The organism is Psychroflexus lacisalsi (genome assembly GCF_020164495.1).
GTDB classification, from domain to species: domain Bacteria; phylum Bacteroidota; class Bacteroidia; order Flavobacteriales; family Flavobacteriaceae; genus Psychroflexus; species Psychroflexus lacisalsi.
In genome coordinates this window covers 434,871-456,638 of record NZ_JAIQYZ010000001.1, presented here as the reverse complement: position 1 = coordinate 456,638, position 21,768 = coordinate 434,871, and the positions used below count along the sequence as shown (strand labels likewise).

Annotated in this window: 16 protein-coding genes and 1 tRNA gene; 9 read left to right on the top strand and 8 right to left on the bottom strand. The window is 36.6% G+C overall.

What is annotated here, in order from left to right; translation table 11 throughout:
• The first annotated feature begins 11 nt into the window (after nucleotides 1-11).
• Both LB449_RS01950 and LB449_RS01945 read left to right on the top strand, forming a co-directional pair.
• Nucleotides 12-1,691, top strand: a complete 1,680-nt coding sequence (locus tag LB449_RS01950; RefSeq protein WP_224453388.1) for a S8 family peptidase — start codon at nucleotides 12-14, stop codon at nucleotides 1,689-1,691.
• Nucleotides 1,692-1,693: 2 nt separating this feature from the next.
• Nucleotides 1,694-3,520, top strand: a complete 1,827-nt coding sequence (locus tag LB449_RS01945; RefSeq protein ID WP_224453387.1) for a M1 family metallopeptidase — start codon at nucleotides 1,694-1,696, stop codon at nucleotides 3,518-3,520.
• 154 nt (nucleotides 3,521-3,674) lie between these two features.
• Here the strand turns inward: LB449_RS01945 and LB449_RS01940 are convergent, their stop codons facing one another.
• The 5 genes from LB449_RS01940 to rbfA form a co-directional block, all read right to left on the bottom strand.
• Nucleotides 3,675-5,729: a T9SS type A sorting domain-containing protein gene (locus tag LB449_RS01940; RefSeq protein ID WP_224453386.1), complete on the bottom strand. Its 2,055-nt coding sequence runs from the start codon at nucleotides 5,727-5,729 to the stop codon at nucleotides 3,675-3,677.
• A 193-nt stretch (nucleotides 5,730-5,922) separates the two neighbouring features.
• Nucleotides 5,923-6,126, bottom strand: coding sequence for a hypothetical protein (locus tag LB449_RS01935; RefSeq protein ID WP_224453385.1), 204 nt, complete (start codon nucleotides 6,124-6,126; stop codon nucleotides 5,923-5,925).
• A gap of 4 nt (nucleotides 6,127-6,130) precedes the next feature.
• Nucleotides 6,131-9,157 carry a T9SS type A sorting domain-containing protein gene (locus tag LB449_RS01930; RefSeq protein ID WP_224453384.1) on the bottom strand — a complete coding sequence of 1,009 codons (3,027 nt, stop codon included), beginning with the start codon at nucleotides 9,155-9,157 and terminating at the stop codon, nucleotides 6,131-6,133.
• Nucleotides 9,158-9,272: 115 nt separating this feature from the next.
• On the bottom strand, nucleotides 9,273-10,469 hold the full coding sequence (locus tag LB449_RS01925; protein ID WP_224453383.1) for an ABC transporter permease: 1,197 nt from the start codon (nucleotides 10,467-10,469) through the stop codon (nucleotides 9,273-9,275).
• Complete coding sequence (rbfA, locus tag LB449_RS01920; protein ID WP_224453382.1) at nucleotides 10,466-10,858, bottom strand: 30S ribosome-binding factor RbfA; 393 nt, start codon at nucleotides 10,856-10,858, stop codon at nucleotides 10,466-10,468. Before rbfA ends, LB449_RS01925 begins: the two co-directional genes overlap by 4 nt.
• A gap of 63 nt (nucleotides 10,859-10,921) precedes the next feature.
• On the opposite strand from rbfA, the gene mce reads away from it, so the two are divergent.
• From mce to LB449_RS01905, 3 genes are all read left to right on the top strand, one after another.
• Entirely contained in the window at nucleotides 10,922-11,320 is a 399-nt protein-coding gene (gene mce, locus LB449_RS01915) for a methylmalonyl-CoA epimerase (protein ID WP_224453381.1), read from the top strand.
• Between the two features lie 77 nt (nucleotides 11,321-11,397).
• Nucleotides 11,398-11,474, top strand: a tRNA-Ile gene (locus LB449_RS01910).
• Nucleotides 11,475-11,665: 191 nt separating this feature from the next.
• The gene (locus tag LB449_RS01905; protein WP_224453380.1) at nucleotides 11,666-12,478 is read left to right on the top strand and encodes an endonuclease/exonuclease/phosphatase family protein; all 813 of its coding nucleotides are present in this window, start codon (nucleotides 11,666-11,668) and stop codon (nucleotides 12,476-12,478) included.
• Between the two features lie 2 nt (nucleotides 12,479-12,480).
• Here the strand turns inward: LB449_RS01905 and LB449_RS01900 are convergent, their stop codons facing one another.
• Nucleotides 12,481-13,029, bottom strand: a complete 549-nt coding sequence (locus LB449_RS01900; protein WP_224453379.1) for an HNH endonuclease — start codon at nucleotides 13,027-13,029, stop codon at nucleotides 12,481-12,483.
• A 242-nt stretch (nucleotides 13,030-13,271) separates the two neighbouring features.
• Here LB449_RS01900 and LB449_RS01895 point away from each other — a divergent pair, with 242 nt between their 5' ends.
• Genes LB449_RS01895 through LB449_RS01885 form a run of 3 tightly spaced genes read left to right on the top strand, consistent with a single transcriptional unit; the run spans nucleotide 13,272 to nucleotide 17,572 of the window.
• On the top strand, nucleotides 13,272-13,586 hold the full coding sequence (locus LB449_RS01895; RefSeq protein WP_224453378.1) for a carboxypeptidase-like regulatory domain-containing protein: 315 nt from the start codon (nucleotides 13,272-13,274) through the stop codon (nucleotides 13,584-13,586).
• 11 nt (nucleotides 13,587-13,597) lie between these two features.
• Nucleotides 13,598-16,249, top strand: coding sequence for a SusC/RagA family TonB-linked outer membrane protein (locus tag LB449_RS01890; RefSeq protein ID WP_224454418.1), 2,652 nt, complete (start codon nucleotides 13,598-13,600; stop codon nucleotides 16,247-16,249).
• Nucleotides 16,250-16,264: 15 nt separating this feature from the next.
• Complete coding sequence (locus LB449_RS01885; protein ID WP_224453377.1) at nucleotides 16,265-17,572, top strand: RagB/SusD family nutrient uptake outer membrane protein; 1,308 nt, start codon at nucleotides 16,265-16,267, stop codon at nucleotides 17,570-17,572.
• A 59-nt stretch (nucleotides 17,573-17,631) separates the two neighbouring features.
• Here the strand turns inward: LB449_RS01885 and LB449_RS01880 are convergent, their stop codons facing one another.
• Both LB449_RS01880 and dusB read right to left on the bottom strand, forming a co-directional pair.
• Nucleotides 17,632-18,696, bottom strand: coding sequence for a serine hydrolase domain-containing protein (locus tag LB449_RS01880; RefSeq protein ID WP_224453376.1), 1,065 nt, complete (start codon nucleotides 18,694-18,696; stop codon nucleotides 17,632-17,634).
• Nucleotides 18,697-18,750: 54 nt separating this feature from the next.
• Nucleotides 18,751-19,746 carry a tRNA dihydrouridine synthase DusB gene (gene dusB / locus LB449_RS01875; protein WP_224453375.1) on the bottom strand — a complete coding sequence of 332 codons (996 nt, stop codon included), beginning with the start codon at nucleotides 19,744-19,746 and terminating at the stop codon, nucleotides 18,751-18,753.
• Between the two features lie 149 nt (nucleotides 19,747-19,895).
• Between dusB and lepA the strand changes: the two genes are divergently transcribed.
• Nucleotides 19,896-21,692 carry a translation elongation factor 4 gene (gene lepA, locus LB449_RS01870; protein ID WP_224453374.1) on the top strand — a complete coding sequence of 599 codons (1,797 nt, stop codon included), beginning with the start codon at nucleotides 19,896-19,898 and terminating at the stop codon, nucleotides 21,690-21,692.
• Nucleotides 21,693-21,768: the final 76 nt, after the last annotated feature.

Here is a 21,768-nt window from a genome sequence, read left to right as displayed (position 1 = left end):
TAAATATAACCATGAATATTAAATTTTTAAAGATTGGGGGCTTATGCTTTTTGATATCTAGCTTTTTACTCAGTTGTGCAAGTGGACCAAAAATCAATTCAAAGCCTATTCCCAATTTACAAAACGTAAGTGAAAAGACTGAAGCCCTGACAGATGATGAACTTCAGTATTGGGGAAGTCAAGACTTGTCATATGACACCATTCCAGGAATGAGTGTGGATAGGGCGTATCAAGAACTTATTAAAGATTACAACGGGAAAACAATTATCGTAGCTGTGCTGGATAGTGGGGTCGATATAGAACATGAAGACCTGGAAGGAGTGGTGTGGACCAATATTAATGAAATCCCCGATAATGGAATTGATGATGACAACAATGGATTTGTAGATGACATCCATGGCTGGAATTTTCTTGGCGATGTTACAAAGGAAAATTTAGAGTATACGAGAATAGTAAGAGATTACAAAGATCAATTTAAAGATAAACTCGCAAGTGAAATAGGTACAGACCGTCTAGAAGAATTCAAAATGTATAGAGCTGCAAAAGCAAAGTACGATGAAGAGCTGGCAAAAACTGATAAGAGTATCAATAGATATGTAATGATGAATAATCAATTACAGGAAGCCGAAGAAAGCCTGAAAATTGAACTTGAAGTGAATAAACTTACAGTTGAAAATGTAACGGCTTTCAAACCACAGGATGATACATCTTTAAATCAAAAAATGCTGTTGCTGAATGTAATGAATAACATTGATGAGGATATTCAAAATATTCAGAACCAACTCGCTGAAGCCATGGAGTATTTTGGAGATAAAACGAAATATCATCTAAATCTGGACTTAAATGCAAGGGCAGAAAGCCTAGGTGATGATGCTAATGATTTTTCGACCAAAATTTATGGAAATAATAAAGTAAGTGGACCAAATGCAGACAAAAAAGAAGCAAAGCACGGTACACACGTCGCTGGAATCATAGCAGCCAGCAGAAAAAACGATAAAGGGATAAAAGGTGTTGCAGATAATGTTTTAATTATGCCCATCAGAGCGGTCCCTGATGGAGATGAGTATGACAAAGACATCGCACTTGGAATTCGTTATGCTGTTGACAATGGAGCAAGCATCATCAACACATCCTTCGGAAAATACTTTTCTAGCCATCCTGAATGGGTGATGGATGCCATCAAATACGCTGAAAAAAATAATGTTCTCATTGTAAACGCAGCTGGTAATGAAGGTATAGATCTAGATGAAAAGCGTGTTTACCCCAATGATGAAACACCTGAAAATCCAGCAAATTTTGTTGACAACTTCATCAATGTAGGTTCGATAACTTCTCAATATGGAGGGAATTTAGTCTCTGGATTTTCTAATTATGGAATAAACAGTGTCGATATATTTGCGCCTGGGTCGTCCATATATGCAACAACCCCTTTGAATACTTATGAATTCTTGCAAGGTACTTCGATGGCAGCCCCAAATGTTGCTGGAGTAGCAGCTATGGTAAAATCTTTGTTCCCAAAACTTAGCGCTTCACAAGTCAAACAAATCCTGATGGAATCCGGATTGAGTACGAACCAGGAAGTGATTCTCGGTGGAGACCCTCAAAATACTGAAGTCTTCAGTGAAATTTCAGTTTCAGGAAATATGGTAAATATGTATAACGCTATTATATTAGCTTCTAAAACCAAATAAACATGATTAAAAACACTTTTACATTTATGATGTTGATTTCAATATCAACACTCTTTGCACAAAACAACACCGGCTATTGGCAACAACATGTTGACTATGAAATGCAGGTTGATTTTGACGATAAAAATTATCAATATGAAGGCGATCAGGAACTGGTTTATACCAACAATTCCCCAGATACGCTTAATAGAGTTTTTTATCACATGTACTTCAACGCATTCCAGCCAGGGAGTGAAATGGATGTAAGATCCAGAACTATACAAGATCCGGATGGTAGAGTTAGAGATCGTATTTCTAAACTAAGTGATGAAGAAATAGGATTTATGAGAGCAAAATCGTTGAAGCAAGATGGAAAAGACTTAAACTACAAACTTGTAGGAACAGTTTTGGAAGTTGAACTCGCTGAGCCTATTTCACCTGGAGAATCAACTACATTTGAAATGGAATTTTTAGGCCAGGTTCCTGTACAGATAAGAAGATCTGGAAGGAACAACGCTGAAGGGGTTGAATTGTCTATGACACAATGGTACCCTAAAATGGCTGAATATGACTTCGAAGGGTGGCATGCAGATCCTTACATAGCAAGAGAATTCCATGGAGTTTGGGGTAATTTTGATGTAAAAATCACAATTGACAAAGATTTTGTCTTAGGAGGATCTGGTTATATTCAAAATCCAAACGAAGTTGGCTATGGTTATGAAGATGAAGGCGTAAAAGTAAGACGTAGAGGGAAAAAGTTGACCTGGCACTTCGTTGCTCCAAATGTTCATGACTTTACGTGGGCTGCAGACAAAAATTACATTCATGACCAAATCACTGGGAATGATGGTACAACTCTTCATTTCTTATATAAAGACAATGAAGACATAAAAGAGAACTGGAAGAATTTACAATCCAAAACAGCTGAGCTTTTGGATTATTTCAATGAGTATATAGGTCCTTACCCATACGATCAATATTCTGTGATCCAGGGTGGTGATGGAGGTATGGAATACGCCATGTGCACACTTATTACTGGTGAAAGGGAATTTGGAAGTCTTGTAGGAGTTACTGCTCACGAAATGGCACATGCCTGGTTTCAGCATGTTTTAGCAACAGACGAAGCTCAGCATGAATGGATGGATGAAGGATTCACCTCATATATTTCTGGCCTTGCGATGAACGAAGTGATGGATCGAAATAGAGAAAATCCTACTGCTGGCAGTTATAGAGGCTATGTGAGTTTGGCAAATTCTGGATATGAGCAGGCTCAATCTACTCATGCAGACCGCTATGAATACAATCAGGCTTACGGAACTTCAGCTTATTCTAAAGGAGCTGTATTTTTAGGCCAACTCGGTTATTTAATTGGTAAAGAAAACTTACAGGAAGTCTTAAACAGATATTTTGATGAATGGAAATTTAAGCATCCAACACCAAATAATTTTATTCGTGTCGCTGAAAAAGTAAGCGGTGCAGAACTTAGCTGGTATCTTAACGATTGGACGAGAACTACCAATACCATTGACTATGGTATCAAAGATGTAAGTGTTGATGAACAATTAACAATTGTAACTTTAGAGCGCATAGGCCTTACGCCAATGCCGCTAGAAGTGAAAGTTGATTTTAAAGGAGGAAATTCAGAGACCTATTATATTCCACTTCGCATTATGAGATGGGAAAAACCTAATGCAGGTGAAATTGTTGACGACTGGGCTTGGGCATATCCAACATATGATTTAGAGATTCCTACATCACAATACGGAATTGAAAAAATTGAAATTGATCCTTCACAATATATGGCAGATGTCAATCGCGATAATAACGTTGAGGTTTTAGAAGAAGAATAGGAAGCAATTCCAGATTCTAAAGAAGCTGTCTCAAAATATCTAAATTGTCACCTCGAACTTGTTTCAAGGTCTTAAATTAATTTGATTATCAAGATTAATAGAGATTCTGAAATAAATTCAGAATGACAAAAAATAGATTTTGAGACAGCTTTTTTTAATTTCCTTTGATCAATTTAAAACTTTGCTCCTCATGATCTGAGGATAGTTTTACAATATAAATCCCTTCCTCAACATTAAAGTCTTCAATGCTGAACGTTGACACAGTACCTAATTTTTCAGAATAGATCTGTTGCCCAATCATGTTAAAAATGTTGATTTCGCCATTAGTAATATCAGCTAATCCATTTATACTAAAAGATGATTTTGTCGGATTTGGATAAATTTTGACTTCAGAAAAAAGCGATTCTGGAGTTGATAAGTTGACCGGCGTTAGTTTCAGAGAAAATCTGTTTCCATCTACAGAGCCTGCAACCGAAGAATTGACATTAAATGAATAGGTTTGGTTTGACTCGGACAAAAGGGTTTCAATTTCCAGATAATGATCTATTAGATAAACGTCGGTATCAAACGAATCTGAAAACTCGAAATTCAAAGTATAATTTTCCCTTCGATATTGATTGATATAAAGCGGTAAAATCTCTTCAGCACCTGGCATATTCCTTCTTTCTAAAGCGACCAGATTTTGATCTATAGCTCTGGTAAGGTTTTCGTCCACATTTTTAAGCTTTGTGATATCATCATTAGCAGAGTTTGAAAACCTACTCCCAAAATTAATTCGAAGAGCATCTGAAGGAGTGCTTCCAGCATTATAAGAAACCTTATTGAAAAGCTGAATGTTTAGAAATTGCTCATCAGAATCAGAAAGAATTTGTGTCTGAGGGTTTAAAGTAACTGCTTTATCGCTTTCCGAAAAGTTGACTTGAGTGACAGAATTATCATCTATAGTTTGAACAAATACAGCCTGCATTGGTTGAAGGTATTGGTTAGCTTCAGAATTCGAAGAATTGCTACCAGAGGGTAATTCCACAACAACAAAAGCCCCTCTACCCCCAGGCTGGTTCAAATCCTGAATTCCACCCAATTTTGGATCCCAAACATAGTAAACATCTTTTCTGATGTTTATAGAATTTGCTAATACAGAATTCATATCTACCTGAGCGTGGTAGGGATTCCCCACTAAACTAAATCCGTTTTTGGTTTGTGACAAATCGGTAGTCGTGTAGTCCCCGGTCACAAGCTCACCCTTGGCTCTAAGTATTGTGGCCGTTGGCGCTGCCAAATTTGAGTAAATATTAATAGTCCTATCACCTCTTACGAGTAACATGTAAGGGTTTCCTGCTTTTAGCCGATTGACATTAGTGTTATTTATGGGATTGAAATCTCTCTGTTGATGATCATAAGTAAACAGGGATGCATTCCCTGATGGATTAAAATCGAATCCATTTTCACCATCCTGCTCCAGATAAGCCGGACCACTACCAGGATTTAATCCTGTAATATGTGTTCCATAACCTTCATCTATATCCTCATCAAAGTAGCTGTCTGCATTTTCCTGCCAGTTTTTATGAATGGAAGTTGAAGTCGTGACTGAAGGACTAACTAATCGATTCGCCCTCCTAGCAGGATAGCACTGTTCAGTTTGAACGTTTCCTGAAATTTCTCCAAGGACCTCACCAACCTGAGCTGTTCTATTGGTTTCAAAATCACACCTTAGGTATAGATTCCCTTTAGTTTTAAGCTGACCTGCGTCTACATACAAGTTACCGAAAACTTCAATCTCGTCCTTTATATGTATTGTTGATGAGTTTGAAATACGTAAGTTGTTATAAACCCCTTCCTCTTTGATAAACTGAGTGGAACTCCCGTTCAAAACTAACTCTCCTTCACCAAGAATTCGGCCATTATTCTCAATGTTTTTTGTGACAAATAACTGAAAAGATGGATTTATTGATAACGTAATGTTTTGATCAATTTCAAGTGAATTTATCTGAAAGGAAACATCTAAAATTGCATTAGCCTCTATAATAACTTTGGAAGTGGAAGTAGGTAAATTATGATTTTTCCAGTTTTGAGGGTTACTCCAGCTTCCACTGGAAATAAAAACAGACTCCTGTACACTTTTAGATGCATCTAAGCCTGACTGAGAATAACATGTGAAGTTTACACTTGCTAAAATTGAAAAAAGAAATATTGAAATTATTTTACTCAAGGATTTTTAAAATTTGAGCAAAAATATGGGCTAAGCTTGACGATTTATGTAGAATAAGTTCGAAATCAATGTGATAGAAATCTTTTTAATAATTCAGATAGTACTTACTTGTTTAATTTTTGATTCACATTTTAACTAAAAAATCCACTTGGCTGACCAAGTGGATTTGTGTTTATTTGAGAGAAAAGTTTATCTATTTTCTCACTTTTTTAATCCCTAGATAACCGCCTACAGCAAGTCCTAGCGCAATTAAGCCATTAATGGGAGCTACAGGTTCGTCATCTACATCGTCTGTGAAACCTATATCACCAAGTCCTTGTCCATAACTGGTTGTACTTACTAAAAGTAGAGCAACGATGATAAGTAATGCTATATAGTGTGAATTTTTGAGTTTCATAAGACTATTGTTTTATCAATTTGAAGGTTCTTTCGCCTTGATTGGTTTTTAATTTGACTAGATATACGCCGGCACTTCCATTGAAATTTGTAATCTCAGTTGTAGATTGGTTTTTAAGATCTGTTTTGTAAACCTGCTGACCTATCATGTTATAAATCTCAATCTTCGCATCTTCTCCTAAGTTTGCTCCACTTATTCTAAAACTACCTTTGGTTGGATTTGGATATAAACTTGCCTCTACAAGAGCTTCCTCAACTGTTGATAAACTGATTGGTTCAAATACAAGGCTGAATCGATCTGATGCTGTGGATTCTGAAATCGACTCGTCCACTGTAAACGTATAAGTATAAGCAGCGGTAGTGATTCCCTGAGTTTCATTTAAATACTTGTCCTCAATAAAGACTTTAGTATTCAAGTTATCGGTCAGGTCGAATTTCATCACGTAAGCCTCTCTTCTATATTGATTGATGAACAATTCCAAACGCTCTTCTGTTTCAGGAAATGGTCGTCTTTCGATCGCTGAGTAACTATTGCCTTCGACTCTTGCTAGGTTTTCATCCAAATTAGTAAGTTTTGGTGAATCATCTTCAGAAGTCGCACTAAATGATTTATCAAAATTAATTCTCAAACCGTCGGATGGTGTTTCTCCAGAATTATAAGAATCTGAATCGAATAACTGAATATTGATGTATTCTGACTGAGACAAAGATTTAGTTCGCGTTTGTACTTGACTTACGGCCTTGTGAGATTCTTGGAAATTAATTATTGGAGCAGTTGTTTCTGTTCCGGTTATTACAAAGGCGGCCTGCATTGGTTGTAAGAATTGATTAGTAAAACTTGGCTCATCTGCTAAGCCCCCATCACTCAAAGAACTTGAATTATTTGTTAGATCAAAAGTCACATAAGCCCCTCTACCATTAGCACCTCCTATAGCTGGATTCCAAATGTAATATTGAGTTGTAGATAGATTCGTTGAAGCTGCAAGGACTGAGTTCATATTCACTTGAGCGTGATATGGATTTGCAATAAGATTGAAATCTCCACTTACATTTAATAGATTGCTTTGTGATCTATTTCCAGTTATTAAAGCTCCTGTTGATCTTAACCGAGTAGGTTCTGGTGTTGCAATATTGAGTGTAACATCAATGCTTCTATCCCCCCTTATCATTAATCGGTAAGGCTCACCTGCAGTTAAAATATCTGTTGTATTTGCAACGGAATACCATCCTCTTGGCTCTGAAGTACTTAATTCAATATTTCTAAATTTAAATAAAGACGGATTTCCGGAAGGGTTATAGTCAAATCCATTAACTCCATCATCTCCAATAACTGCATCTGAAAGACCAGGTGAAAGTCCTGTAATATGGGTCCCATAACCTGGGTTAGGATCATTAGTATAGGAAGAGGGATTTTCTTGCCAGTTCTGTCTTATAGATCCTGTTGTTGTCACGGATGAGGTTAATAATCTAAAAGCTCTTCGCGCTGGAAAGCACTGCTCTACAGTGACATCGCCCACAATTGTTCCTCCAACAGGACCCACCTGAGCCGTTTTTCCTGGTGTTCCAAAATTACATCGTAAAGAAAGATTGCCATTCGTGTTTAAGGTGCCTTGATCAACACTAAGAATATCTGACAAGTTAATTATTTCACCAAGATCAAGATCAAACGTTAAATCTGAATCTATAGTTAAATTTGAAATACTAAAACCATTTCCGTTAACAACATGGTTCTGAGGTCCAACGAAATTTAAAGATCCATCTTCTCCACTTAACATTCCATCATTAACTAAATTACCAGCTATTCGTATTTCACTGTCAAATGTCAAAGAGGCATTTGGCTCAATATAAATATCGTTTATAAAAGAATTGAAATTAGAGTTAGGAAAATTATTAACGTTAGCAGGTATGTAGATATTTGATGTTCCGTCATTTAAAGGTAATGACCCACACCAATTACTAACATCGTCAACTGAAGTGTTCACTTCACCTGTCCAAATAAATTGGTTTGATTCTGTAATATTAACAAATTGGAGACTTCCAAAGGATCGTCCACTAAACTCAACAATACTGTATTCAATTTCAGAATTAGGACCTAAATACCCTTGCCAGATGTCATCAATCCTATTACCACCAACATAACCTGAAGTAAAGATTTCAACTCCGTCAATGGTAACTATAACATTATCATCATGTGAAGGAATGTTTAACTGGTAAATTCCACAGGAAAACCCTCTACGTCTATAAACAAACGAATGATTATTATTATTCACTTGATCTCCAGAATAATTAGGAGCAGATGAAGGGGACTCAGATTGCAGCCATAAATCTCTCGTATTAAAACTAAGGGCATCATGAATATAGGCTCCTCTGTATGCATCAAAATTACTTCCATTATATGCTGAAACAAACCACTCCTCATCACCAAAATCTCCTTCATTGCCTAATGGAGGATCAAGCGTTACCTCTGTTAATCTAAGTCTTCCATAAGATTCTCCAGACCTTTCGGACCAAACAAATTCTATTTCGGAATCTTCATCAAGACTTCCTGACCAAACATTAAGACGTGGAGCACAGCAATCCGTATTATTCCAAACTTCTAAACCATCAATATACAATATTGCAGCATCGTCATGACCATTACCTCCTGTTTGAGAGGCTATGTCAATCCTGTATTCTCCCAAAGGAAATCCTTTTCGTTTATAGACAACAGTATGGTTATCTGAAGTCACACTGCAGCCTTCGTAAGCAGGAGCTGTACTGGGGTTACTGTCTATATTCCATAAATCTGAAGAGTCGAAACTAATTCCAGAATCACCATATCCAGAATCCCGATAATATCCACGATAATCAGTTAAATTAAAGGTACTGGTATTATAACTGTTATGATTATAAACATAAGCTAGCCATTCATTAGTACCAAAGTCACCTTCAGCTGGATCTGTCGATAAGTTTGGCGGACAGTTTTGTGAAAAAACAAGTGGTGACACTGAAATAAATAGAAATGTAAAAAATAGAAAAGTAATTTTGTTCATAATAGGATGTTTTGAACAAAAATAGACTCCTGTTTCTCAATTTCTTGTAGAATTAGTTCGAAATTTACTCTTAAAGGGCTCTATAAAAGCAACTTAAAGATAATATGGACAAAACTTATTGAAGAGAGCGTTTCACCGTTTGAGAAGAAATATAGGACGCTAGTAAACCTAAACTGGATATGGTTACAAATACAATTAAAATATTGACAAATTCTAGTTTTACAGGATAAGCCAAACTCGGAGTGATCATGATCCACTCAAAATAGAGTTGAGAAATCACCAGTAAGATTCCAAACACAAGCCCTACTATACCTCCGGCAACACTCATCAAGCCTCCTTGAAAGAAAAAGATACGCTGGATTTCATTTTTAGTCAGCCCTAAATTCAGAAGGGTTTTTGAGTTTTGTCGCTTTTCCAACACAGCAATAATGATAGAGCCAATCACATTGAACAGGGCAATAATAATCACTAAGGTGAAAATCAAGTACACCGCAAGGTTTTCAGTGTTCAGCATTTTATACAGGCTATCATTCAACTGAATTCGATCTTTGACTTCCACTTGGTCTTTGAATATGGATTTCAAATCATTTCGAACTGAGTTTAAATCTGCAGAAGGGGCTAATTTTACTTCTAAAGCTGAGACCTCATCTTCATTGAGTTGCAACAAGCTTCTTGCAAAGCCAATGTCTGTAAACGCAAATTTTTTGTCCAATTCCTCATTGATGGAATAAATCCCTACTACTGTAGCACTGCCAGTTCTAAAAGCATCCTTTACATCTAAAATTTGTCCTTTGCCAGGCTTTGGCACATATAAATTCAAAAGACCCGAATAATCTCTAACTCCCGCAGAAAGTTTTCGGGAAAGATCGTTACCCAATACAACCTGACTTGCATTTTCCTCGAGCCATTGACCGAGAAACACCGTATTTTTAATATCACTTATAGACTGGAAGGTAGTGTCCACACCTTTAATAAACGCCGGCGTATTCTTGGATTTAAAGCTCAACAACACCCGCTCTTCAATCACTTCTGAATAGGCTACAATATCTTTGTGATTTTGAATTTTAGAATTCTGAGCAGAATCCACTTCAAAAAACTTTCCTGTGGAAGGCAGCACCTTTAAATCCGGATCAAACTTATTAGTAAACGATAGACTAAATTCTTTAAGTCCGGCAAAGGCGGATAAGACAATAAAAAGAGATAAAGCCCCGGCTATAATGCCAATGGAAGCAATCCAGGTGATAATATTTATCGCCGTGTTGGAACTTTTAGAAAAGAAATAACGCCTGGCGATGTAAAATGGTACATTCAATTTTTCTTGCGCTTATCTAATAAATCTGGGTTTTTGATAGGGTCATTCTTTCCCTTAAAGGCTTGTTCCAAATCATTGATGTACTCTATAGAATCATCATTAAAAAATGAGAGTTCCGGCATACGACGCAATTGGTTTTTTGTTCTTTGTGCAACTTCATGCTTGATTTTAGACTTAGCAGCTCGAATTTCCTCAACGATTTGTTCTGATTTTTCTGATGGGAAAATACTCAAATGCGCCTTGGCCTGAAGTAAATCTGGGGTCACTCTTACCTTAGTAACTGAGATGATTAGATTTTGAGTTCCAGCGGCTTTTAGCTCAAGCTGAATGACTTCCGCCAAATCTTTCTGAAGGATTCCTGCAATTTTCTTTTGTCTATTTGATTCCATGCTGCAAAGTTAGGATAAATATATAAATGCTAGTTTTGTTATATAACTTTCTGAAAATATCTTATGATAAAAAAAATCGAACATTTAGGAATTGCGGTAAACAATATAGAGGAGGCCACTAAAACGTATGAAGCGCTGCTAAACTCACCTCCTTATAAAACTGAAATCGTTGAACGGGAGGGCGTAAAAACTGTTTTTTTTGAATGTGGCGAAAGTAAAGTTGAATTGCTTGGTGCCACGCGAGAGGATAGTCCCGTAGGGAAATATCTGAGTAAGCAAAAAGAAGGTATTCATCATATCGCTTTTTTTGTAGATGATTTGAAATCTGAAATGAAAAGACTGCAAAAAGAAGGTTTCCAATTGCTTAGCGAAGAGCCAAAAGCGGGAGCTGATGGAAAATCCATAGTCTTTTTGCACCCAAAAAGTAGTCATGGGGTTCTCGTAGAATTATGTGAAGACTAAAGTTGATTTTAAATTGAAAAATATTTTGGCTGATAATAAACTTATACTTATTTTTGCCGTCCTAAATAACCAGTATCGGTCCCATAGCTCAGCTGGTTAGAGCACCTGACTCATAATCAGGTGGCCCTTGGTTCGAGTCCAAGTGGGACCACCAGTAAAATCAAGCCTTTCAGTGTAACCATTGAAAGGCTTTTTTTGTTGCTGAAATTACGCTGAAACATTTATTATTTTTGAAAAATATCCGAAAAACCCTATAGATAAGAAATATTTCTAGTTACACATGAATATTCAGAATTATCTTGTGATTTAATAAAAAAAACTGAAGTTGTAACCAATCATAAACTTATGAAATCTAGAAAACTCCTATTCTTTCTATCTGCTGTCTTCTTCTTTAACCTTAGCCTTGCTCAGGTAAAGTTGAGTTCCTGGAACATCAGACATATGGGAAAATCCAAGTCTGAACAGGAAATTGCATTCATGGCGCAAACTTTACGCGACTACGACATCGTAGCCATTCAAGAGGTGGTTGCAGGCAATGGAGGGGCGCAATCTGTTGCAAAACTAGCTGATGAATTGAGTCGAACAGGGTTCAAATGGAATTATACGGTGAGTCAACCTACACAGGGTGGAAGATATAGCTCGGAGAGGTACGCTTATCTCTGGAAATCAAGCCGTGTAGAACTAATCAAAAAAGCCTGGCTAGATGTAGATTGTATTGAAGATTTTGAGCGTGAGCCCTATTTCATAAAGTTCAAGTATAAAAATGAACACTTCACGCTCGTAAATATCCATGCAGTGCCAAAATCAAAACAACCAGAACGAGAACTCAAGAATCTAAAGCTCTATCCGGACCTATACCCCGAAGAAAATTTAATTTTCCTTGGAGATTTCAATTTACCTCAATCACATACTGTATTTAACCCCTTAAAAAGTAAAGGATTTTTTCCAGCATTAGTAAATCAAAAGACAAGCCTTAAAATGAGATGTATTTCAAATGAATGTCTAGCTTCAGAATATGATAATTTATTTATTGATTCTAAGGTATTTTCAATCCAAGAAAGCGGGGTCGATCTTTTTCATGAATTATATCCTGATTTAAAATCAGCTAGAAAAATTTCGGACCATATTCCCGTTTGGGTTAAATTTGACTTCAGATAAAATTAATAGTCAGTTACTGTACCCCAATTTTCTCCGCTTTTTATGCGATAAAGTTGCATCTCAGAAATACCAAATTGCTTAGCAATCATTTTCATACGCGTGCGTCGGTTGGGATCGTGAATTTTTCGCTTTATCAACCTTACCTTAGCTTCGGTCAATTTGGAATACGTCCGCTTTTTAGGCCTATTGATGTAATCAGGATTACTAAATTGATGTGTTTCCTTTTCTTTTTTGGTAGACCATTTCAAGTTTTCAACTTTGTTATTCAGTTTGTCATAGTTGAGATGGATCACATAGATTCCATCACCGCGTTCCAGGAAGTGTTCTGCAACTAACTTGTGGACATACCTACTTGTAGATTTTTTGTTGATTTCTTGCTTGAGAGGAAGGGTTTGATAGCCATTTATAAAGGATTCTTTCACCAAAACTTCTTTTAGACCTTTACAGTTAAGCATTCTGCCGTAATTTGAAATTTTATATTTTTCAAATTTTGCAATTTTATCGTCAAAGACGACATCTTTCCATTCTTCGTTGTAATAATTACGAATCATCTGTTTTTGATTTTGAGACTTAGTTCAGTAGGATGAAGGTGTTCCGAATCAAAATAAATTAGTAATTAATACATGCAATATAATCGATTTATTTAATTCTGGAAATTTTAAAATTTTATTTTGCCTTCACCATTGAAAATTATTTCGACTCAATAAATGTTAAAAAATTAAACAATTAACTCCAATGTTAACTTTTAATTAATAAAATTCATAAATTGAGGGTCAAATCTAAAAAATAAATTATGAACAAATTAAATGTTAGGGCTTTAAACATTCTAATATTTTTCAGTTTTCTACCTGGCTTTCTTTTAGCACAAGAGACCCTTACAGGTAAAACAATTGAGGAATCCACTGGAAACATTATCCCTTTTGTAAATGTTGTTGAAAAAGGAACCTCCAACGGCACAACTAGTAATATGGACGGTCAGTTTTCTTTGAGAGTTGATGAATTACCAACTACATTACTGTTCACCTACCTTGGTTACGAATCACAAGAAGTTAGAGTAACAGATACCTCACCCTTTACAATATCATTTATTGAGTCTCCGCAGCCTTAGAGGAAGTAGTTATAACAGGACTTGCAACATCCGTCAAACGGTCTAATGCCGCAAATGCTGTGTCTTCCATCAGCTCTCAGGAATTAGTAGGCAGAACATCCCAACCCACTTTAGATGGAGCTTTAGCAGGTAAATTTGCTGGAGCCTTAGTCACTAGAAATTCTGGCGCACCTGGCGGTGGAGTATCTGTGAAGCTTAGAGGTATAACCTCTGTCTTTGGTAATTCCCAACCGCTTTATATTGTTGATGGGGTTTATATTGATAACAGTAGTATTTCAGGAGCAGGATTAAACTTTGTTTCCAGAGCAGCTGCAGGTGGAAATACTTCTACTCAGGACAACCCTTCCAATAGGATTGCAGATTTAGAAGCAAATGATATAGAACGCGTAGAAGTTTTGAAAGGGGCTTCTGCAGGAGCTATTTATGGAGCTAGAGCCGCTGCTGGTGTAATTATAATTACAACAAAAAGAGGAAAGCGTGGAGATACAAAAGTTTCCGTCCAACAGGAATTAGGTTTTAATAGTATCATCAACTTTAGGGGACAAAGAAATTTCACAAGAGAAATTGCTGAAAATTCTTTTGGAGCTGGTCAAGGCGACTTGTTTGCACAAGCTCAACAAAATGGTAATTTGGTTGATTATGAAAAGGAAGTATTTGGAGAAGAAGGGTTTATAAGCAATACGTATGCTAGTATATCTGGAGGTTCTGATAAAACGACTTTTTACGGATCTTTTTCAAATCGAGAAGAAGATGGCATTGTTGATAATACAGGCTACAATAAAAAGTCTGCGAGAATCAACTTAGTTCATGACTTTTTTGAGGACAAATTAAAATTGACAGTTGGTGCAAATTATATAGATTCAAGTTCGGATAGAGGCTTCTTCAATAATGACAACTCTGGAAGTACTATTGGTGTTACCTTAACGTCATTGCCACCTTGGGCTCAACTTTTCCCCAACGAGAATGGTATTTACCCCGATAATCCTTACGGGGGTTCAAATCCATTGCAGACCATTCAGTTAATTACTAATAGTGAAGAAGTCAACAGGTTTGTTCTTGGTACTACTTTAGATTATGACATCTATCAAAACGAAAACTCTAGTTTAAAAGCTCAACTGAGGCTTGGTCTTGACTATTACCAATTACAGACAAGAGCCCTTTTCCCTAAAGAACTACAGTTCATGGATCCAGCAAATGGGGGTGTGAATGGAGTAAGCGCACTAGGGAATACTAAAACTAGAAATAATAACTACTCCGCATTTTTAGTACATACTTATTTCACGGAAGACAATATCACATTCACCTCTCAAGGTGGCGTGACTAGAGAAAGTTTTTCGCAAAATACTGTTAATAATGTTGCTTCGGATTTAATCGGATCAGAATCAAACTTGGATCAGGCTGGTAACATCAACGTTAGTCAATTTCGAAGAGAACAAGACGACTCAGGCTTTTTTGTACAAGAGGAAGTTAATTATCAAGATAAGTTAATTGGAACTATAGGTGTAAGAGCCGATAAATCTTCAAATTTTGGAGATGCAAATACTCTATTCTATTATCCAAAAGCTTCCATGGCTGTGAATCTGCATAATTTTGAGTTTTGGAAAAGTGATTTCCTTTCAGAGTTTAAGCCTAGAGTAGCTTATGGAGAAGCAGGAAATTTTGCTCCATTTGGAGCCTTATTTACTACCCTTGTAGGAAATTCTATTGGAGGTCTTCCTGGTATTGGAGTTCCTGCAACCCTAGGAGATGCTACTATTGATCCTGAACGCCAAAAAGAATTAGAATTTGGATTTGATGCTGGTCTACTAAATAACCGTATAAGATTACAGGCTTCTTACTATATCAAGGAAGTAGATGACTTAATTCTACAAGCTCAAAATGAACCTTCTTCGGGCTTCACTCAGCGCTTCTCAAATGCCGGCAGCCTAAGGAATAAAGGAATTGAACTTACTCTAGACGCTGATGTTGTTAAAAACAAAGATTTTACATGGTCTACTAATGTTATCTTTTTTAGAAACAGATCTGAGGTTACTAGTCTGGATGTTGAACCTTTCGACTTAGGTGGATTTGGAACAGGCCTAGGAACTTTCAGAATTCAAGAAGGTAGAAGTGTTACCCAAATTGTTGGAAATAATACCGAGGGAAATGTTGTAAAGCTTGGAGATGCAGAGCCAGATTTTCAAATGACATTTACCAACAACTTCAATTATAAAAACTTTGACCTGTCTTTTCTATGGCATTGGAAAAAAGGTGGGGATAATATCAATTTAACCACTTTACTTACGGACCTTGGCCAAACCTCAAATGATTATGATGACATAACTCTAGACCCGAGTGGACAATTAACCAATGGCGATTTCAGAATCAATTCTTTAAGCAGTGGTATTGCAGCTCCGTTTGTAGAGGACGCCTCTTATCTTAGATTAAGAGAGATCGCCCTTAGTTATAGCGTTCCTAATGAAGTTGTACAAAGTCTATTCAAAGGCTATGTCACCAATATCAAAATGGGTCTAACTGGATTAAATTTAATCAACATTTTTGATTACAACAGCTACGATCCAGAAGTATCAAACTTTGGAGGTAATGGACTTTCAACAGGAGTAGAAGTCACACCTTTTCCAACTTCAAAACAATATCTTTTTAGAGTAACAATGGACTTTTAAATAAAAAATATACTTATGAAATTAATACATAAACTCTTAATCTTACCAGCAGTTTGCTTAATAACAGTTTCCTGCGAACTAGAAGATGGAGAAAATTTAAACGGACCTACCGCTGAGTCTATCCAAAACGGCATCTCCCGAGGAGAATTAGAACAAACCGTTTCAGGTGTTCTTTCAGATATGAGGTTAAGGATTGACACTCAAGTCGATGGCCAATCATTGGCTGGTAGAGAATATTATAGATTCCAAAGTTCAGACCCTCGATGGGCCTCAGACGTCATGACAGGTAACCTAGATGATAATACTTTTTATACTACAGGCCCTTATGGTGCTAGATACACTGTTATTAAAAATGTGAATTTAATTCTGGACGGAATACGCAACAGCTTAGGCGTTTTTGAACCCGATGAAATAGAAGCTGCAGAAGGCTTTTTAAAAACCATTAAAGCACATGAATTACTCATGGTAGCTAACCAGCAATATGAAAATGGAATGCGTGTAGAAGTATCTGATCCCGATAACTTAGGTCCATTTGTAAGTTATGAGGAAGCATTGACTTTCATATCAAATTTACTAACTGAAGCATCTACACAATTGAGTAACGGTAGCTCGGATTTTCCTTTCAACCTTCCTGAAGGTTTTAATATTGCAAATACTCTTGCAGAATTTCAAAAATTTAATAAAGCTTTACATGCAAGAGTTGAGGTTTATAGAAATAACTACGATTCTGCTGTAACACTTTTAGAAGATTCCTTTATGAATTTAAATGGAGATCTTAGCGAAAGTGTGTATTTTACTTTTTCTCAATCTGGATTGGATTTTCCAAATCCATTATTCTTTAGTATCAACCAAACAGTTGCCAATGCAAGAATTGTTCATCCTTCATTTATTCAAGATACATTAACTGGTGATAATAGAATTAGCAAAGTTGACAGGAGAGAGGAAGCTTTAACCCAGTCAGATTTAAGCGGTCTTTACAATGTCTTTGTTTATAAAACTATTGTAGATGATGTAGATGTTATTAGAAATGAAGAGCTTGTGCTACTTTATGCTGAAGCTTTGCATATATCTAATCCCAGTGAAGCTGTAGCAGCTATAAATATTGTAAGAAATGCGGCTGATCTTGATGATTATACAGGGGGCACTTCTCCTGAAGAACTCGTCGATGAAATCTTATTACAAAGGCGATATTCACTCTTTGCAGAAGGTGGTCATAGATGGATAGACATGAGAAGGTTTAACAGGCTTGATCAACTTCCAAATGATAGACCGCAGGACAATGTTTTTACTCAATTTCCAACTCCTGCAGCAGAAAATAGATAATAAGTTTTAGCCGCAATCGTCTTTAAAAAGCGCCTATATTTTTATAATATAGGCGCTTTTTATTTTGAAATCGAGTTCAATAGCTTAAAACCTAATTCATCTATCGTAGAAGCTTTGGCATGGAAAGCAGATACATTGGTAAGAATAATAACTGCTTTTTGTGTCGCAGGAACCATAAATACAGATGAAGAATATCCGCCTGTGCCTCCATTGTGCCAGTACAAATCGTTACCAGTTTCATCTTGAAGGATATGCCAGCCAAGACCCAAACGTAAATTTTTATTAACCATAAACGTCGGCATCAAGGTCAATGAAAATGCATTTTCTTGTTCCTTAAAGTGAGCTTTTAAAAAATTGGATAGATCTTTTGTAGAGGATAAGATGGCTCCAGCCCCTTCAAATACACCCATTTCCCAAACTGGTGTGGGGTTTCCATTTTGATCTATACCCTGGACCATATTATTTTTTGCTTCCCCTTCATTTAAAGTAGACTGATTCATTTCTAAAGGCTGAAATATTCTTTCTGAAAGTAATTCTGAGTAATTTTTACCGCTTGCATTTTCTAATGCTTTAGCCAAAATAGAAGCGCCGATATTGGAATATTGGTATGTTTTTTCTTCCGTTGTAGGGATCTCCATCTCTGTTTTTAAATAGTACTCTAAATCTGCTTCTGCATAACTTTTATATGGGTTTTTAAGATCAAGAGCAGCCAAATTCAAATTGGAGGGTAATCTTGGTAGTCCAGAAGTGTGATTTGAAAGTTGTTCCAGAGTAGTCCCTTTTTCATTTAATGAGAAATTAAAATAACGTTGAACTGAGTCTGTAAGTTTCACCTCTTTTTCAATCACAAGCTGTGCAAGTAATGTCGAAGTAAAGACTTTGGTGACTGAACCTATTTGAAATACAGAATTGCTATTATCAAACTCATTAATAGTATCTGAAAACTTTACCTGACCATAAAATTGAGTTTGATCACCGTCAATAATTGCTACCGAAAACTGAGTTTGATTCGGGAATTCATTCACATAATTCTTTAAAGTTTGAGTGGTGTTTTCATCAAAGCTTTGAGCTTGTGTCGTGGAATCAAGCATCATCGTTAATACAACTAAAACATAAAATTTCATCCTTTATTAATTAAGTGAACGGTATTAAATTCAAAAGAAAAAGAAAGTAGCAACCTATTCCGCAAACTGATGATCTGCGAACTTCTCCTCTACTTCATCGAAGGTAGCAAATACATCTTCAGCATGATCTGAGGTTACCATTTTCATTCTATAGTCCTTAAAATGCGGAATACCTTTGAAGTAGTTGGTGTAATGTCTTCTGGTTTCAAAAACACCAAGCTTTTCTCCTTTCCAGTCTATAGACATTTGCAGGTGACGTCTGGCAATATCTACACGCTCTACCATAGATGGCGAATCGCAATGAGTACCTGTTTCGAAATAATGCTTCACAGCTTTAAAAAACCACGGCGAACCAATACTGGCTCTTCCTATCATAGCTCCGTCTAGACCATATTTATCACGCATAAGAACTGCTTTTTCAGGTGTGTCTACATCACCATTACCGAAAACAGGAATATGCATTCTTGGATTATTCTTGACTTCGGCGATGGGCTTCCAGTCTGCTTCACCTTTATACATCTGAGCTCTTGTACGGCCATGGATAGAGATGGCTTTACAACCTACGTCTTGTAAACGCTCGGCAACTTCGTAAATTTTAATAGAATCATGATCCCAGCCTAATCTGGTCTTTACTGTTATGGGTAAATTTGTATGTTTCACCATAGCCTCTGTCAATTTCACCATAAGATCAACATCCTTCAATATCCCTGCCCCAGCACCTTTGGAAACTACTTTCTTTACCGGACAACCAAAATTAATATCGATGACATCCGGTTTGGTTTTCTCAACAATTTCCACAGACCTTAACATCGATTCTAAATTGGCTCCAAAAATCTGAATACCTACTGGCCGTTCTTTTTCGTAAATATCCAGCTTCATCATACTTTTGGCAGCATCACGAATGAGTCCCTCGGAAGAGATGAATTCTGTATACACCATATCGGCTCCATATTCCTTGCACAATGCTCTAAAAGGAGGATCACTTACATCTTCCATAGGAGCTAATAAAAGTGGGAAATCACCTAAATCTATGTTATCTATCTTAGCCACAACTTTTTATTGCAAAATTACAGAATTATAAACAATTCACATAAAGCTTTTAACAGTGCTTGAAATACATCTTTTAAGCCAAACAAATCCTGTATATTTGCTTCATTAAAATCTGGAGTGCTTTTGACTTCAAATTAGGAAAACGGACTATGAAGAACATTCGAAATTTTTGCATAATTGCACATATTGATCACGGAAAAAGCACACTGGCTGACCGTTTATTGGATTTTACTAAATCTGTAACCGAACGCGAACGTAAGGAACAGCTTTTGGATAATATGGATTTGGAACGCGAGCGCGGCATTACCATAAAAAGCCACGCTATACAGATGGTTTATAATTATAAAGGTGAAGACTTTGTTTTCAACCTTATCGATACACCTGGACACGTCGATTTTTCCTATGAAGTTTCAAGATCTATCGCTGCCTGCGAAGGGGCGCTTTTGATTGTAGATGCTGCTCAAAGTATACAGGCCCAAACTATTTCGAATTTGTATCTGGCTCTTGAAAACGATCTAGAAATCATTCCAGTATTGAATAAAGTCGATCTCTTGAGTGCTAATCCAGATGAAGTTACCGATGACATCGTAGATCTTATTGGTTGTAAGCGTGAAGATGTTATCCGTGCAAGTGCAAAAGAAGGCATTGGAATTGAAGAAATCCTAAATGCCATAGTTGAGCGTGTTCCAGCACCAAAGGGTGATCCTGATGCTCCTCTAAGAGCTTTGGTATTTGACTCGGTTTACAACCCTTTCAGAGGAATTGAAACTTACTTTAGAGTATTTGATGGCAGTATCAAAAAAGGTCAGAATATAAAATTTGTCGCTACAGACAAGAACTATTCTGCAGATGAAGTAGGAACTTTGAAGTTGGTGCAATTTCCTAAAAAAGAAATTCAAGCTGGTGATGTAGGTTACCTCATCACAGGCATAAAAAATGCAAAAGAAGTAAAGGTTGGAGATACCATTACAGATGCCAATAACCCAACTAAAACTGCTGTTGCTGGTTTTGAAGATGTAAAACCCATGGTTTTTGCAGGAATTTATCCAGTCGAAACCGATGAGTACGAAGAATTGAGAACGGCGATGGAAAAGCTTCAACTCAACGATGCATCGTTAGTGTTTTTACCAGAAAGTTCTGCAGCCCTTGGATTCGGCTTTAGATGTGGATTCTTAGGTATGCTTCACCTTGAAATTATACAAGAACGTCTCGAACGCGAATTCGATATGACCGTTATTACTACGGTTCCTAACGTATCTTACAATGCTTACACCTTAAAGGATAAGGATAAACCCATAATCGTTAGTAATCCTTCAGATTTACCTGAGCCCACGTATTTGGATCGTGTGGAAGAGCCTTTCATAAAAGCTAGTATTATCACCAAATCTGAATTTGTAGGCCCTGTAATGTCTCTTTGCATCGAGAAGCGAGGTCAAATTACCGATCAGACTTACCTGACGCAAGATCGTGTCGAACTAAGTTTTGATATGCCATTAGCTGAAATTGTTTTTGATTTTTACGACAGATTAAAAACGGTTTCTAAAGGTTATGCCTCGTTTGATTATTCACCAATTGGTATGAGAAAATCAAAATTGGTAAAAGTAGATGTACTTTTAAATGGCAATACTGTAGATGCGCTTTCAGCCTTACTTCACGTTGATAACGCTTATGATATTGGTAAGAGAATTTGCGAAAAGCTGAAGGAATTGATTCCAAGACAACAGTTTGACATTCCCATACAAGCTGCGATTGGAGCCAAAATCATTGCCCGCGAAACTGTAAAAGCACTTAGAAAAGATGTGACAGCAAAATGTTACGGTGGTGATATTTCCAGAAAACGTAAACTTTTAGAAAAGCAGAAAAAAGGTAAAAAACGTATGCGTCAGGTTGGAAATGTAGAGATTCCACAGGAAGCCTTCATGGCCGTACTAAAGCTTAACGACTAAATTATATTTTTAAATATTATTCTGAGTTTTGTAATTATAAGTTGAATTTGTGTTCGATAGCTTAATGCTAAAAGAT